Here is a 14,079-nt window from a genome sequence, read left to right as displayed (position 1 = left end):
GCGGGTAGAATCGACCCATGATTGACGTACGCCTGAGCATCGCAGATCCCGGTTCCCCTTCGGATGCCGGTGGAACTTCGGTCCTGGACCGCGAGCTCGAAGAGCTCCTCAACAACGAGGGCGTCGAGCCCGGCGACCACGAGCGCTTCTCGCACTACGTGAAGAAGGACAAGATCCTCGAGTCCGCAATGAGCGGCAAGCCGGTCAAAGCATTGTGCGGCAAGAAGTGGACGCCCGGCCGTGACCCGGAGAAGTTCCCGGTCTGCCCGAGCTGCAAGGCCATCTACGAGAAGATGAAGTCCGAGTAACGGGTTCTCAGCTGCGGAAGGTCGTCGGCAGCGTCGGATCTCCGCGACCCAGCCGCGACGCGTCTGCCGGCAGTTCCGCGAGGATGCGAGCGCGATGATCACGGGCGCGTCGCGTTCCTTCCGCGCCGGTGAACCGGGTGTCGATCGCGCCTTGGTCGATGAGCTGGACGAGTAGGGGCCGCTCTGAGGTCGCGTGCTGATCGCTCGTCTCAGGTCCGTCTCCGACGTATATAAGCTCTTCCACCGCGACGTTTGCTGCGTTGAGGCGACGCACCGGGAACTTGCGGCCACCCACGCTCACCTTGTCCGGTGATTTCTTCGCAACAGACACCCAGTCGCCGTCCGTACCGCGGCGAGCGACAAGTTTGTAGACCATGCCTGCGGCGGGGGAGCCCGACCCGGTGACGACGGATGTTCCCACTCCGTACGAGTCCACCGGAACGGCTGCGAGTGTGGCGATGGCGTGCTCATCGAGGTCGTTGGTGACGGTGATCTTCGTGCCGGTCGCCCCGAGGGAGTCGAGCAGCTCGCGGACCTCGACGACGAGGGTGGGGAGATCACCCGAGTCGAGGCGGACGGCCCCGAGCTCGGTTCCGGCGGCCCGGACGGCAGCGCGGACGCCTTCCATCACGTCGTAGGTGTCGACGAGCAACGTCGTTCCCGATCCGACGGCTGCCACCTGGGCGCGGAACGCATCGTCCTCTGATTCGTGGAGCAGCGTAAACGCGTGTGCTGCCGTGCCCATGGTCGGGATTCCCCAGGTGCGTCCGGCCTCCAGATTGCTCGTCGCGCCGAAGCCAGCGATGTATGCGGCACGCGCGGCAGCGACGGCGCTGTGCTCGTTGGCTCGTCGCGAGCCCATCTCCGCGAGGGGGCGACCCCGCGCTGCCGTCACCATGCGGGTTGCCGCATTCGCAACCGCGCTGTCGTAATTGAGCACACTGAGCGCGAGAGTCTCGAGCAGGACACCCTCGGCAAAGCTCGATTCGACGATGAGGATCGGGGAATTGGGGAAGTAGGCCTCACCCTCGCGATACCCCCAGATGCTGCCAGAGAACCGGTAGTCGGCGAGCCAGTCGAGGGTGCGAGTTGTGACGATGTCGTTGTCGCGCAGCCAATCGAGTTCGGTGTTCTCGAAACGGAAGTCGCGGATGAGGTCGAGCAACCGCCCGGTGCCTGCGACGATGCCGTACCGCCGCGCGCCGGGAAGCCTGCGGGCGAAGACCTCGAACATGCACTCGGTGTCTGCGGTTCCGTGCTGGATGGCCGCATCGACCATGGTCAGCTCGTAGCGGTCGGTGTGCAGCGCGGTCGAGCGCGGGAACGGCGTTGAGTTCACCCCGTCAGCCTAGCGATGGCGACACCGAATTCGACGGCGGGATGCGGCGAGTAGGCTGGGAGTGTGAATGACGCGCCAATCGGGATCTTCGACTCCGGCGTCGGCGGGCTCACCGTGGCGCGTGCGATCCAGGATCAGCTCCCCAACGAAGAGATCCTCTACATCGGCGACACCGCCCACTCACCGTACGGTCCCAAGCCGATCGCCGATGTGCGCCGGTACGCGCTCGAGGTGCTCGACGACCTCGTCGCGCAGGGCGTCAAGATGATCGTGATCGCGTGCAATACGGCATCCGCCGCCATGCTTCGCGACGCTCGAGAGCGATACTCGGTGCCCGTGATCGAAGTGATCCAGCCGGCCGTTCGCACCGCCGTCAGCAGCACCCGCAATCGACGCGTCGGCGTGATCGGCACCGACGGCACCATCAACTCGCGCGCATATGAAGACGCATTCGCCGCCGCGCCCGATCTCGAATTGTTCACCCAGGCCTGCCCCCGGTTCGTGGAGTTCGTCGAGAGCGGCATCACGACCGGCCCGGAAGTACTCAGGACCGCGCAGGCGTACCTCCAGCCGCTCAAGGACGCCGGCGTCGACACCGTCGTGCTCGGCTGCACCCACTACCCGTTTCTCAAGGGCGCGATCTCGTATGTGATGGGCTCGGACGTCACCCTCGTCTCCAGCGACACCGAGACGGCGAACGACGTCTACCGTGAGCTGGTGTCGAGAGGCCTCGAACGAACGAGCCCAGACGCACCCGCGCACCACTACGAGGCGACGGGGGAAAGCGAAGACGACTTCCTCCAGCTCGCCCATCGGCTCATCGGCCGCGAGATTTCGCACGTCGACCTCGTGCAGACCGGGGTCATCGACCTCTCCGCCCTGCGAGCATCCTCTTCCTCCACCAGCCTGTAACCCGTCCGCCACCCGCGCCTTCCGGCGCCCACCAGGGAGTAACCCATGACCGACACCATCCGCAAAGACGGCCGCACCCCGAGCGAATTGCGCGAGGTGACGATCGAGCGCGGCTGGAGTGCGCAGGCGGAGGGGTCGGCGCTGATCTCCTTCGGCAACACCAAAGTGCTCTGTACCGCTTCGTTCACGAACGGCGTTCCGCGCTGGCTGGCAGGCAAGGGTAAAGGCTGGGTCACCGCCGAGTACTCGATGCTGCCACGCTCGACGAACAGCAGGATGGACCGCGAATCAGTCAAGGGCAGGATCGGCGGCCGCACCCACGAGATCTCCCGGCTGATCGGCCGCAGCCTCCGCGCCGTGATTGACACCAAGGCGCTCGGTGAGAACACCATCGTCATCGACTGTGATGTTCTCCAGGCTGATGGTGGCACCCGCACCGCTGCGATCACCGGCGCGTATGTCGCCCTCGCGGATGCCATCGAATGGGCCCGTGAGAAAAAGTTCATCGGTCAGAAGGCGACACCGCTCATCGACAGCGTCGCCGCTGTCTCGGTCGGAATCATCGACGGGGCGCCCATGCTTGACCTCGCATACGTCGAAGACGTGCGTGCTGAGACCGACATGAACGTTGTGGTCACCGGCCGTGGCCTCTTCGTCGAGGTGCAGGGCACCGCAGAGGGCGCACCATTCGACCGGCGCGAACTGGATTCCCTGCTCGACCTGGCTCTCGGCGGGGCTGTCGATCTCACTGCCATGCAGGTCGCAGCTCTCGGCCGCGACTCGGCATGAGTCTCGAGGTCGTGCTGGCGACACACAACCAGCACAAGGTGCAGGAGTTCCAGCGGATCCTCGGGGCGGCAATGCCCGAGATCACGGTCGTCGCGTACGACGGGCCCGAGCCGGTCGAGGACGGCGTCACGTTCAGCGCGAACGCGCTGATCAAGGCTCGAACCGCCGCCGCCCACACTGGGCGGATCGCTCTCGCGGATGACAGCGGTATCGCCGTCGACGTGCTGGGGGGATCCCCGGGCATCTTCTCGGCGCGCTGGTCGGGCCCCGGCCACAGCGACAGGGACAACCTCGATCTCCTCCTCGCGCAGCTCGCTGACATCGCCGCGGAACACCGGGGGGCGCGCTTTCACTGCACCATCGCGCTCGTGGTGCCCGAAGCGCTGCGCGCCGGTGGCTTCGAGCACGTGTCTGAAGGCGTCTGGCCCGGTCACCTCGCAGCAGCATCCTCCGGCGCGAACGGTTTCGGCTACGACCCGATCTTTGTGCCGGACGGGTACGACATCTCTGCCGCTGAGTTGTCACCCGAGGTGAAGAACCAGATCAGCCACCGGGCGAGGGCTTTCGCCGATCTGATCCCGACGCTCCGCAGCCTGCTCTGATAGCGAATCGCCCGGTCTGACCGGTCTTCACCGGTTCCGATCGGGTGGCCGGAATGGTCTGCGCTTCATACCGCCGCGGTCGGACACACCACCATCGCCAAATGGACCAATAACTGTGGGTGCTGACCTGATCCGCGAACTGGAGGACTCCCGTGTGTTGCTCGGGTCCGACAAGGCGCGCGCGGGCATAGGTGTTCGGGGAAGCCCTGTCGATCATCGGCGCCGAACTCGCCCGCGTGGCGCACGTGGCGGCTGAGGAGCTCAAGGACGAGCGGCTGGCGCGAATTCAAGCCGGCAGATCGACCGGGCCGGAGGCATCCGGAATCGACGACGCCTCGGTGACCTCCGGCGGCCGTGCGCGTTCGCAGCAGAAGACCACCGGAGGGCAGAAACGCGAGGCGCAGGGCGCCGAACGCCAGGCCGAACGAGACAGCCGGTAGTGGTCGGGTGATGCCAGTTGGAATAGCTCAGGCTTCCAGTGCGCTGCACGTGCCATGACAGGAATCGGTTTTCTCTCGTTCGGCCACTGGCAGCCCGTTGCCGGGTCGCAGGTGCGCACCGCCGGCGACGCCCTCCTCCAATCGATCGACCTGGCCATTGCAGCCGAGGACCTCGGAGTCGACGGAGCCTACTTTCGCGTGCATCATTTCGCCCGGCAGCTGGCATCCCCGTTCCCGTTGCTTGCGGCGATAGCCGCGCGGACGAAGCGCATCGAGATCGGCACCGGCGTCATCGACATGCGTTACGAGAATCCGCTGTACATGGCCGAAGAGGCTGCGGCGGCCGACCTCATCAGCGGCGGACGGCTGCAGCTCGGGCTCAGCAGAGGGTCACCCGAAACGGCGATGCGCGGCTCTGAGTCGTTCGGCTTCGTTCCGGCGGAAGGCGAGACGGATGCCGATCTCGCTCGCGAGCACACCGATCTGTTCCGGTCGGCCATCGCCGGCACGGGTGTTGCCCGGTCGAATCCAAGAATGACCGGTGTCGAGCAGCCGCTCGCGATCGAGCCGCGGTCGGAGGGCCTGCCTGATCGCATCTGGTGGGGTGCGGGGTCTCGAGCCACGGCCGTGTGGGCTGCGGAGCAGGGGATGAATCTGATGAGTTCCACGCTCCTGACCGAGGACACCGGGGTGCCGTTCGACGAGCTTCAGGCCGAACAGATCCGGATGTTCCGGGACGCGTGGCAGACAGCAGGTCACGCTCGCGAGCCTCGCGTCTCGGTCAGCCGGAGCATCATTCCGCTCATCGACGACGAAACCAGGCACTACTTCGGTCTCCGAGCGCAGGCGGAGTCGCGCGACCAGGTCGGAGTGCTCGACGGGGGACTGGCGAGGTTCGGCCGAAGCTACGTCGGCGAGCCGGATGTCATCGCCGCAGAGCTCGCGCAGGACGAGGCTGTCGCCGAGGCCGACACCCTGCTCATCACGGTGCCCAATCAGCTCGGGGTGGCCTTTTGTGCATCGCTCCTGGAATCCATCGTGAAAGACGTGGCGCCTGCAGCAGGATGGCGTTGACCTGGCCCTGACGCCTGGCCCTGACGATCACTCGATGACTCCGTCACCCGCGTGAACTCCGTGGTACGTCGATCGCGATGGCCCATGAACATGTAGACCTACTTTTCGTCGTTTTCATCAGGGGCCCGGACTTCGCTCCAATTTCAGGAGATCCACTGCGACACGCCGAGAGGGAGCGCTCTCAGTACGGCGCGTCGTCTGGATCTCCTGAACTTGGAGGCATCTCCTGAACACCGAAGGTGCGGGCATCTCCTGAAGGTGCGGCACGGCACTGAGAACGGCGATCATTCCTATCAGCGTGCGCAGGTGGTCATCCGGCATTGCGGGGGATTAGCGTTGGAGTGACATGGCACACGATCACGCGACCCACACGACGAACCGGCGCAAGCTGGTGCTCGTCATCCTCATCGTTGCCGTCGTTCTCATCGCCGAGGTGATCGGCGGCATCCTCACCGGATCGCTCGCCCTGCTGGCCGACGCCGGCCACATGTTCAGCGACCTCACCGGTCTCACGATCGCCCTCGTCGCCTTGAGCATCGCCGCACGGCCGGCGACGGAGCGCCACACCTACGGCTATCGTCGGGTGGAGGTGCTCGGTGCCCTCGCGAACGGGCTCATTCTCGCAGCGGTGGCGGTGTCGATCGCGGTCACCGGCGTGTCGCGACTGCTCGACCCTGGGGACGTCGAGGTGCTCGGGGCGCCGATGCTCGTTGTGGCTGTGATCGGCCTGATCGCCAACGCCGTGTCGATGGTGATCCTCCGCAGCTCGGCGAAGACGTCGATCAATATGCGCGGTGCCTACCTCGAGGTGCTCGGCGATCTCCTCGGTTCGGTCGGAGTGATCGTCGCAGCCGTCATCATTCTGCTCACCGGGTTCGTGCAGGTCGATGCCATCGCCTCGCTCGTCATCGCCGCAGGCATCCTTCCCCGGGCGTGGCTGCTGCTGCGTGACGTCTGGCGCGTGCTCAACGAATCATCGCCTCCCGAGACGGATGTCGAACTCATCCGCACGCACATCCGGGGTGCCGAAGGTGTAATCGACGTGCACGACGTGCACGTCTGGTCGATCACGACAGGGGAGCATGTCTTCACCGCGCACGTCGTCGTCGAACCGGCAGTCTTCAGCGAGGGTCGCGCAGGCGAGATGCTCGACACCCTGTCTGAGTGCCTCGCCGAGCATTTCGATGTCGAGCATTCGACGTTCCAGCTCGAGCCGGCAAAACACGCCGGGCACGAGCATCCGCGTCATTCCTGACGACGCGCGAGCGATGCCGGCTGCGCTCTGCGGCTAGTGGTGGTCGGGCTTCTGGTCAAACGCCTCGGCGTCGAGCACCATCTGGCGTGCTTCGTCGTCGTCGGTGATGACATCCTCACCCTCGGCCGCGGCGCGCTTCGCCTTGCGGCTTGACTGGATGTAGTGCCAGATCGTGGGGATGAGAGTGAGGACCACGGCGCCGATGAGGATGACGTCGATATATTCCTGCACGAACGCAGCCACCGGCGGGATGTACCCGAGAAGGTAGCCGAAGTATGTGAGCCCTGCGCCCCAGATCAGGGCACCAATGAGGTTGTAGAGCGTGTACTTCTTGTAGTTCATGTGGCCGACGCCTGCAGCGACCGGTGCGAACGTACGAATGATCGGAACGAACCGCGCGAGGATGACGGCGATACCGCCGAACTTTTCGAAGAACGCGTTGGTGCGCTTCACGTTCTCGATGCTGAAGATGCCGGATTCCTTGCGCTCGAAAATGCGCGGCCCCGCTTTATGGCCGATCAGATAGCCGACCTCACCGCCGAGGAACGCCGCCAACCCGATGGCGAGGGCGACCCACCAGATGTCGATGTTGATGATGCCGCCGAAGGTGAAGATGCCGGTGATGACGAGCAGCGTGTCACCAGGGAGCAGGAAGCCGACGAGGAGCCCGGTCTCGGCGAACACGATCAGGCAGATCACGAGCAGCGCCCATGGTCCGGCACCGTCGATGATGGTCGCTGGGTCGAGCCAGGGGATGAGCCCGGTGTGGATCATGCGCAACTACTCCGATAGTTCGGTGGTCGTCAGGGCCGGTCGGCCATCAGATCGTGCGGAAGGTGGGACTTGAACCCACACGCTCGAAAGCACAGGAACCTAAATCCTGCGTGTCTGCCAATTTCACCACTCCCGCGAACAAATACCAGTTTAGGGGCAGCATTCCCAGCATCCTGTGACCCAGTACTGGGGCGGGGCACCGAGGCTGTGGATAACGCGCACGGACCCCGGATGCTTTTCGGCAGACTTCTGCAATGACGTCGGCGACAGAGATCATCACCGGCCGCGTGCGCGACCGGGTGACACGGGAAGGCGTCGACCTTGCCGGTTCGCTCGGGCTCGCCGAGGACTATGCACGCGAAGAGGTCCGTCGCTATAGCGAACGAGCGCTCGGCAGCACCCTCCCACTGCTCACCGATGAGCGCGCGACCGAGCGCGAGGTGGTTGCGTCGCTCACCGGATTCGGACCGATTCAGCCGTACCTGGACGACCCCGGTATCGAAGAGATCTGGATCAACGCGCCCACCCGCGTATTCGTCGCACGGAACGGCATCCCCGAACTGACGAACACCGTTCTGACCGAATCCGGGGTCCGCGATCTGGTCGAACGGATGCTGCAGAGCACCGGCCGTCGCGTCGACCTCAGTTCGCCGTTCGTCGACGCCTCACTGCCCGATGGGTCACGCCTGCACGTCGTGATCCCGGACGTGACGCGGCGGCACATGGCGGTCAACATCCGCAAGTTCAGTCGGCAGGTTCGCGACCTCACGAGCCTCGTCTCCAACGGTTCGCTGAGCGTGCAGGCGGCCGAATACCTGCGTTGCTGCGTGCTGGCCGGGCAGAACATCCTCATCTCCGGTGCCACCCAGGCTGGCAAGACGACTTTGCTTGGCGCTCTGCTGTCGAGCGTGCGCAGCAACGAACGCATCGTCACCGTCGAGGAGACCTTCGAGCTCGACCTCGCCGCCGGCGACGTGGTCGCGATGCAGTGCCGTCAGCCCAGCCTCGAGGGCACCGGGGAGATCACCCTGAGGCGGCTGATCAAGGAGGCGCTGCGGATGCGCCCTGACCGGTTGATCGTCGGGGAGGTGCGTGAGGCGGAGAGTCTCGACCTCCTCATCGCACTCAACAGTGGGGTTCCGGGGATGTGCTCGATTCACGCCAACTCCGCTCGAGACGCTCTCGTGAAGCTGTCAACGCTTCCCTTGCTCGCGGGGCGCAACATCGATTCCTCTTTCGTGCAGCCGACGGTCGCCGGGTGCATCGATGTCGTCGTCCACTGCGAAATGGACCGCGGCGGGTTCCGCCGGGTGACGCAGATCGTCGCACCGAGCGGCGCCCTGAACGGGCCGGTGATCGAGGCGAGTGTGCTGTTCGCGCTCCGCGACGGGCTCCTTGAACCGACCGGGAGCCATCCCACTCGCGTCGTCAAGTTCGAGAACGCCGGCATCAACCCGGCGGCGATCCTTCGGCGAGGCGCATGATGTGGCTGCTGCTGGGATGCCTGCTCGCCGCCGGGATACTGCTCGCCGTTTCACCCTGGCTCGTCCCTCGACGTCGCGAGAAGAAGGTCAGGGCTGCTCCCGGCGGTGGCGGCTTCACCTCGACACTGGCGCTCGCCGGACTCGGTCGAGTTCCTCCAGCGGTGTTCGTCACCCTGTCGCTGCTCATCGCCATCCTCACCGGCGGGCTCGCTCAGGCTCTGATCGGCGTCGGGGCGTTGTCGCTGTGCGCCGCTGTGGTGGGTGGGGTTCTTCCCGCGGTCGCGGTCATCTGGCGTGCCCGCGCCCGCCGAGCGTTGAACCGTTCGCTCTGGCCCGACGTCGTCGATCACCTGGTCGGCGCCGTTCGCTCCGGCCTCGCGCTCCCGGATGCCGTTGCGAGTCTTGCCCACTCCGGCCCGGAGTCACTCCGTGGCGAGTTTCTCGACTTCGAAGGCGACTACCGCCGCACCGGTTCGTTCGGTGGGTGCCTCGACCGCCTGAAAGCAAACCTCGCCGACCCGGTTCCCGACCGCATCATCGAAACCCTGCGGATGGCCCGCGATGTCGGAGGAACCGATCTCACCGTGGTGCTCCGCAGTCTCGCCGCCTATCTGCGTGAAGACATCGCCATTCGTGCCGAAGTCGAAGCGCGGCAATCCTGGATCCGCAATGCGGCCAGGCTGGGCGTCGCCGCACCGTGGTGCATCCTTCTGCTGCTCGCAACGCGCCCGGAAGCGGCACTCGCGTACAACTCGGCAGGAGGTGCCGTACTCATCGCCGGTGGCGCGGCGGTGTCCCTGCTGGCGTATCGGATGATGCTGGCAATTGGCCGACTGCCGCAGGAGAGGCGGTGGTTCCAGTGAGCGCGGCATCGGCATGGGCAATCGTGCTCGGTGTCGTGCTGGGACTCGGCCTCTGTTCGGTCGTTGCGCTGCTGCCGCGGATGGGAGGGCCGACTCTCGCCGATCGGGTCGCGCCCTACATCGTCGACGTCTCGGAACCGGCCCGGCTGTTCACTCTCAAACGACTCGTGGACCCGGTACCGATCCTCGGGACACTTCTCGCGCCGACCATCATCAGACTCGCGGACGCGCTCGGAACGCTTCTCGGCGGAAACGCGCTCGTCCAGAAACGACTCGGCCAGGCCGGGCGGACCATCACCGTTCGACGCTTCCGGGCGGAGCAACTCGCCTGGGCATTGGTCGGCGCCGCTCTCGGTCTCGTCGTGTCAACCGTCGGGAGCAGTGACCGAACTCTCCCGGGCGTCGTCGCCGCACTCGCCCCGGTGATCGGCGCCGTCTGTGGTGCCGTTCTGCGAGACTTTCAGCTCAAGCGGTCCGCGCGCGGACGGCTGGCCCGGATCACTGCCGAGCTTCCGACCGTGCTCGAGTTCATGAGTCTCAGCCTGTCGGCCGGAGAGGGAATCCTCGACTCGCTGCGCCGTATCGCCCGGGTGGGGTCCGGCGAACTCGGCAGGGAGTTCCGGGTGGTGGCCAGTGCCGTCCATACCGGGATCCCACTCGCAACAGCGCTGAACGACGGCGCACGCCGAATCGACCTCCCAGCTTTCACCCGATGCGTCGAACAGCTGAGCGCAGCGCTTGAGCGTGGTTCCCCTCTGTCGGAGGTGCTCCGCGCCCAGGCACAGGACGCAAGGGACGACGCGAAGCGCAGTCTTCTGGAGATCGCCGGCAAGAAAGAGGTGGCGATGCTGGTCCCGCTCGTCTTTCTCATACTCCCGCTGTCGATCCTGTTCGCCATCTACCCGGGAATCTTCGTACTCCAGTCCGGATTCTGACCCGGCCATCATCCGTCGAAGTGAAGGAGACATCATGAGCACCCTGTCCACCTGGCGCCGATCGCTGCGCGCCCGAGTGACCGACGACTCCGGAGACGTACCCGGGTGGGTACTGATCACGCTGATGACGGCTGGCCTCGTCGTCCTCATCTGGAGCCTGGCCGGGCCGGCGCTCAGCCAGATCTTCGAGCAGGCCATCGCCCGGGTTTCGGGGATGTGACCGTGAGCAGCCCGGCCTGGAAGAGCGAGGCCGGTTCGGCTGTCGTCGAGTTCACGTTCGTGGCTGTGCTGCTCACCGTCCTGACCCTGGCGGTGCTTCAACTCGGCCTGGCCCTCCACATCCGGAACACGGTTCTCGACGCCGCAGCGGAGGGCGCACGATTTGCGGCGCTCGCCGACAACGGCCCGGCCGATGGCATCGAGCGCACCCGAGAACTCATCACGGTCGCCATCGGGCCGGACTTCGCCAGGAACGTCTCAGCACGGACCGGTACCTTTCTCGGGCATGCCAGCGTTGAGATCACGGTGGTCACGCGGTTGCCGGTCATCGGCCTGGTCGGAGCAGAGGAAGCACTCGAGGTGAGCGGTCATGCGGCGATCGAGACCCTCGAGGATTGAGGCTTCCGCGGCCCGGCGGGTCGGCGCTGATGATGGGACCGCGGCGCTCGAGTTCGTGACTGCGGGGCTCATCCTGCTTGTGCCTCTCGTCTACCTGATCGTCACGCTCGCGTCCGTCCAGGCGGGTGCCCTCGCTGCTGAAGGCGCGGCGCGCCAGGCTGCCCGCGTTTTCGTGCAGGCGCCCAGTCCGGACGAAGCGTCGGTTCGTGCTGCTCGCGCCGTCGAATTCGGCCTGGCCGATTACGGCATCCCGGCCGAAGCGGCATCCGTTGCCATCTCGTGCGGCGGAACGAGCACGGGAGAGTGTCCCGCGCGCAATTCGGTGGTCACCGTCACGATCCGGATCGATGTGACACTGCCGCTCGTTCCCGACGTGCTCGACCTGTCGACCGCTGCAACCATTCCAATCCAGGCGACGGCGAAGCAGCAGGTCTCGCGCTTCTGGTCTGAACGATGAGACGGATGCTGCGCGGTACGGACACCGAAAACGGCTCGACCCTTCTCCTCGCGATCTTCTTCGGCATGATGGCGCTCGTGCTCATTCTCGTGGCGGCAGCAGCGACGTCGCTGTACCTCGAACGGAAGCGCCTCTACAGCCTCGCCGACGCCGCTGCCCTCGTCGGAGCCGAGGCGTTTGAGCTGTCGGAGGTCTCTCTCGACGGGGGCGAACCGACACTCACCCTCCGCTCGCCCGCGGTGCGCTCGGCGGTCGCCGGGTTCCTCGACGACAATCCGATCGGCAGTTTCGACCAGCTTGTGCTCGAGGATGCCGTCTCGCACGACGGGCGAAGTGCCACGGTAACGGTGTCATCGGCCTGGCAACCACCCGTGCTGACCCTGTTCGTGCCCGATGGCATTCGGCTGGAAGTGACGGCCGTCGCGCGGTCGGTGTTCCGCTGAGATGCCGGGGCCGATCTTGCCGGGCGCGTCTGGCGTGGCTAGGCTCCGGTCCAGACGGACCGGAGCGGATGTGCAACATGGACGGCAACGACGCCGGAACAGCGCAGCGGGTGCACGAACTGCGGATCGGCCTCGAGAGCTCGCAGCCGCTGTCGACTCCACCCGGACCCCTGCGTGAGGTGCTCGACGGCTCGCTTCCCGGCTGGCGCATCGACACACTCCTAACGGATGACAGCGAGCTGTGGCTGATCCGCGGCCGGGTCGATGAGCACGTGGGCACACCCGAGTACGCGCGCCGCGCCCACACGCTGGTGCAGGAGATCCTCACGACCGGCGTGGCCAGCCGCGCCGAGGCGGATCTCCCTGTCACCGCATTCGGCCGGAGTGTCGACGCTCTCCGGTCGTCCGACGCCGCGGAGTTCCCGCCGGGCAGCGAGGTGCGTCGATGGGCACGTGACGCCATCCGCTGCGACGACGCCTGGTCGATTGAACCGACGCGGGGTGCCGGCATCCGGATCGGGCACCCGGACACCGGGTACACGGTGCATCCTCGACTCGGTCGTGACGCACTCGACCTCGAGACCGATCGGGACCTGATCGACGATGACGACGACGCCCTCGACCCGCTGATGGACCCTGACCACTCCCCGTGGCCGCTGCCGTTCCCCGGCCACGGCACAACGACGGCGAGCGTGATGGCAGGACAGGGAACTGAAGAGCGGGGAATCGTCGGTGTGGCTCCCGGGTCACGCGTGGTGCCGCTGCGCGCGGTGGAGAGTGTTGTCCAGCTTTTCGACAGTGACGTCGCCCGGGCCGTCGACCACGCCCGCAGCACCGGGTGCGACCTCGTGTCGATCAGCGTCGGCGGCAAGGGGTTCTTCGGCCTGCGGGCCGCGATCCAGCGGGCGGTCGACGCCGGGATGCTCGTGATGGCCGCAGCAGGCAACAACGTGCGCATCGTCGTGGCGCCAGCCTCCTACCCGAACTGCCTGGCGGTCGCGGCGACAGGTCCGGACGGCCAGCCGTGGCCGGAATCCTCGCGGGGACGAGCCGTCGATGTCAGCGCTCCCGGCTGGGGCGTGCACGTCGCGGGTTACGAATGGGTGGACGGCACACCGCACGCCAGCGTGTTCCGGTCCTCCGGCTCGTCCTACGCCGTCGCGCACGTCGCCGGCGCGGCCGCTCTCTGGTTGGCACACCACGGCCCTGAGGCGCTGCGGGCGCGATACGGCGCAGGGCTTCAGGATGCCTTTCGTCGGGTTCTCGTCACCGCTGGCTCGCGAGTGCCTGAGGGCTGGGATGCGGGCGATTTCGGGTCGGGCATCGTTGATGCTGCCGGTCTGCTTGCCGCCACGCTCCCTTCTCCCGATGACACGATCCCGAGGCGCGGGGGCGCCGTCGACGCCCCGATCACGCGACTGGCTGCGATGGTGAACGAGAGCGAGACCGACCTCGAAACCGCACTCGCCGGGTGGTTCGGCCTCGCCGGCCCTGAGCTGCGCTCGACCGTCGCTCGTTTCGAAGGCGAACTCGCGTTCCACCTCGTCGAGGAGCCGGCTCTCCGGGCATCCATCCTCAGCGGGAGCCGCACGCGCGCCGCGCGAATCGGCGTCCCCGCGAGCTGTTCACCGGCGTTCGCTGCGACCTTTCTCTGACCCAGACAGACACCGCCATCCGCTCGGAATTTCGCACCCGGGAGCGGGTTGACGGCGCTCGATTCGCGGGAATATGGTGAGCCACACCCGAACCTGAGCACTATTCATAGCAGGCGCGTCGCGCCTGCGAG

17 protein-coding genes and 1 tRNA gene are annotated in these 14,079 nt (G+C 66.3%); 15 read left to right on the top strand and 3 right to left on the bottom strand.

Annotated features, from left to right (window positions below):
* The first annotated feature begins 17 nt into the window (after positions 1 to 17).
* Positions 18 to 308, top strand: a complete 291-nt coding sequence (locus IWX78_RS15215; protein WP_196834485.1) for a DUF3039 domain-containing protein — start codon at positions 18 to 20, stop codon at positions 306 to 308.
* Between the two features lie 7 nt (positions 309 to 315).
* Here IWX78_RS15215 and IWX78_RS15210 read toward each other — a convergent pair whose 3' ends face one another.
* On the bottom strand, positions 316 to 1,647 hold the full coding sequence (locus IWX78_RS15210) for a nicotinate phosphoribosyltransferase (RefSeq protein ID WP_334684776.1): 1,332 nt from the start codon (positions 1,645 to 1,647) through the stop codon (positions 316 to 318).
* A 63-nt stretch (positions 1,648 to 1,710) separates the two neighbouring features.
* Here IWX78_RS15210 and murI point away from each other — a divergent pair, with 63 nt between their 5' ends.
* From murI to IWX78_RS15180, 6 genes are all read left to right on the top strand, one after another.
* Positions 1,711 to 2,559: a glutamate racemase gene (gene murI, locus IWX78_RS15205; RefSeq protein WP_196834484.1), complete on the top strand. Its 849-nt coding sequence runs from the start codon at positions 1,711 to 1,713 to the stop codon at positions 2,557 to 2,559.
* Positions 2,560 to 2,604: 45 nt separating this feature from the next.
* Entirely contained in the window at positions 2,605 to 3,348 is a 744-nt protein-coding gene (gene rph / locus IWX78_RS15200; protein WP_196834483.1) for a ribonuclease PH, read from the top strand.
* Positions 3,345 to 3,950: an RdgB/HAM1 family non-canonical purine NTP pyrophosphatase gene (gene rdgB, locus IWX78_RS15195; protein WP_196834482.1), complete on the top strand. Its 606-nt coding sequence runs from the start codon at positions 3,345 to 3,347 to the stop codon at positions 3,948 to 3,950. Before rph ends, rdgB begins: the two co-directional genes overlap by 4 nt.
* A 191-nt stretch (positions 3,951 to 4,141) precedes the next feature.
* Positions 4,142 to 4,390 carry a hypothetical protein gene (locus tag IWX78_RS15190; protein WP_196834481.1) on the top strand — a complete coding sequence of 83 codons (249 nt, stop codon included), beginning with the start codon at positions 4,142 to 4,144 and terminating at the stop codon, positions 4,388 to 4,390.
* 54 nt (positions 4,391 to 4,444) lie between these two features.
* Positions 4,445 to 5,464 (top strand): LLM class flavin-dependent oxidoreductase, encoded by a 1,020-nt coding sequence (locus tag IWX78_RS15185; protein WP_196834480.1) that lies wholly within the window; start codon positions 4,445 to 4,447, stop codon positions 5,462 to 5,464.
* Positions 5,465 to 5,810: 346 nt separating this feature from the next.
* On the top strand, positions 5,811 to 6,719 hold the full coding sequence (locus IWX78_RS15180; RefSeq protein WP_196834479.1) for a cation diffusion facilitator family transporter: 909 nt from the start codon (positions 5,811 to 5,813) through the stop codon (positions 6,717 to 6,719).
* A 33-nt stretch (positions 6,720 to 6,752) separates the two neighbouring features.
* Here IWX78_RS15180 and IWX78_RS15175 read toward each other — a convergent pair whose 3' ends face one another.
* Both IWX78_RS15175 and IWX78_RS15170 read right to left on the bottom strand, forming a co-directional pair.
* Positions 6,753 to 7,493: a DedA family protein gene (locus tag IWX78_RS15175; RefSeq protein ID WP_196834478.1), complete on the bottom strand. Its 741-nt coding sequence runs from the start codon at positions 7,491 to 7,493 to the stop codon at positions 6,753 to 6,755.
* A gap of 54 nt (positions 7,494 to 7,547) precedes the next feature.
* A tRNA-Leu gene (locus IWX78_RS15170) sits at positions 7,548 to 7,629 on the bottom strand.
* 118 nt (positions 7,630 to 7,747) lie between these two features.
* On the opposite strand from IWX78_RS15170, the gene IWX78_RS15165 reads away from it, so the two are divergent.
* The 8 genes from IWX78_RS15165 to IWX78_RS15130 all read left to right on the top strand — a co-directional run bounded on the left by IWX78_RS15165 (position 7,748) and on the right by IWX78_RS15130 (position 13,948).
* The gene (locus tag IWX78_RS15165; protein WP_196834477.1) at positions 7,748 to 8,977 is read left to right on the top strand and encodes a CpaF family protein; all 1,230 of its coding nucleotides are present in this window, start codon (positions 7,748 to 7,750) and stop codon (positions 8,975 to 8,977) included.
* A complete protein-coding gene (locus tag IWX78_RS15160; protein ID WP_334684775.1) occupies positions 8,974 to 9,840 on the top strand; it encodes a type II secretion system F family protein in 867 nt (288 codons plus the stop codon). The genes IWX78_RS15165 and IWX78_RS15160 overlap by 4 nt, the downstream gene beginning before the upstream one ends.
* Complete coding sequence (locus IWX78_RS15155; protein WP_334684774.1) at positions 9,828 to 10,775, top strand: type II secretion system F family protein; 948 nt, start codon at positions 9,828 to 9,830, stop codon at positions 10,773 to 10,775. Before IWX78_RS15160 ends, IWX78_RS15155 begins: the two co-directional genes overlap by 13 nt.
* Before the next feature lie 34 nt (positions 10,776 to 10,809).
* A complete protein-coding gene (locus IWX78_RS15150) occupies positions 10,810 to 10,995 on the top strand; it encodes a hypothetical protein (protein WP_196834476.1) in 186 nt (61 codons plus the stop codon).
* 2 nt (positions 10,996 to 10,997) lie between these two features.
* Positions 10,998 to 11,393 carry a TadE/TadG family type IV pilus assembly protein gene (locus tag IWX78_RS15145; RefSeq protein ID WP_196834475.1) on the top strand — a complete coding sequence of 132 codons (396 nt, stop codon included), beginning with the start codon at positions 10,998 to 11,000 and terminating at the stop codon, positions 11,391 to 11,393.
* A gap of 55 nt (positions 11,394 to 11,448) precedes the next feature.
* A complete protein-coding gene (locus IWX78_RS15140; protein WP_196834474.1) occupies positions 11,449 to 11,850 on the top strand; it encodes a hypothetical protein in 402 nt (133 codons plus the stop codon).
* Positions 11,851 to 11,855: 5 nt separating this feature from the next.
* Entirely contained in the window at positions 11,856 to 12,293 is a 438-nt protein-coding gene (locus tag IWX78_RS15135; protein WP_334684773.1) for a pilus assembly protein TadG-related protein, read from the top strand.
* A gap of 77 nt (positions 12,294 to 12,370) precedes the next feature.
* Positions 12,371 to 13,948 carry a S8 family peptidase gene (locus IWX78_RS15130; RefSeq protein WP_196834472.1) on the top strand — a complete coding sequence of 526 codons (1,578 nt, stop codon included), beginning with the start codon at positions 12,371 to 12,373 and terminating at the stop codon, positions 13,946 to 13,948.
* The last annotated feature ends 131 nt before the right edge of the window (positions 13,949 to 14,079 follow it).

The sequence above is a fragment of the Mycetocola sp. CAN_C7 genome (genome assembly GCF_015752285.1).
GTDB lineage: Bacteria > Actinomycetota > Actinomycetes > Actinomycetales > Microbacteriaceae > Mycetocola_A.
Note: the sequence above shows the minus strand (reverse complement) of the source record. Positions and strands in the feature narration are given on the sequence as shown.

Coding starts and splice junctions, on each gene's coding strand:
- IWX78_RS15215 (WP_196834485.1), top strand. CDS start 18: ATGATTGACGTACGCCTGAGCATCGCAGATCCCGGTTCCCCTTCGGAT.
- IWX78_RS15160 (WP_334684775.1), top strand. CDS start 8,974: ATGATGTGGCTGCTGCTGGGATGCCTGCTCGCCGCCGGGATACTGCTC.
- IWX78_RS15130 (WP_196834472.1), top strand. CDS start 12,371: ATGGACGGCAACGACGCCGGAACAGCGCAGCGGGTGCACGAACTGCGG.
- IWX78_RS15185 (WP_196834480.1), top strand. CDS start 4,445: ATGACAGGAATCGGTTTTCTCTCGTTCGGCCACTGGCAGCCCGTTGCC.
- IWX78_RS15180 (WP_196834479.1), top strand. CDS start 5,811: ATGGCACACGATCACGCGACCCACACGACGAACCGGCGCAAGCTGGTG.
- IWX78_RS15175 (WP_196834478.1), bottom strand. CDS start 7,493: ATGATCCACACCGGGCTCATCCCCTGGCTCGACCCAGCGACCATCATC.
- rph (WP_196834483.1), top strand. CDS start 2,605: ATGACCGACACCATCCGCAAAGACGGCCGCACCCCGAGCGAATTGCGC.
- IWX78_RS15135 (WP_334684773.1), top strand. CDS start 11,856: ATGCTGCGCGGTACGGACACCGAAAACGGCTCGACCCTTCTCCTCGCG.
- IWX78_RS15165 (WP_196834477.1), top strand. CDS start 7,748: ATGACGTCGGCGACAGAGATCATCACCGGCCGCGTGCGCGACCGGGTG.
- rdgB (WP_196834482.1), top strand. CDS start 3,345: ATGAGTCTCGAGGTCGTGCTGGCGACACACAACCAGCACAAGGTGCAG.
- IWX78_RS15150 (WP_196834476.1), top strand. CDS start 10,810: ATGAGCACCCTGTCCACCTGGCGCCGATCGCTGCGCGCCCGAGTGACC.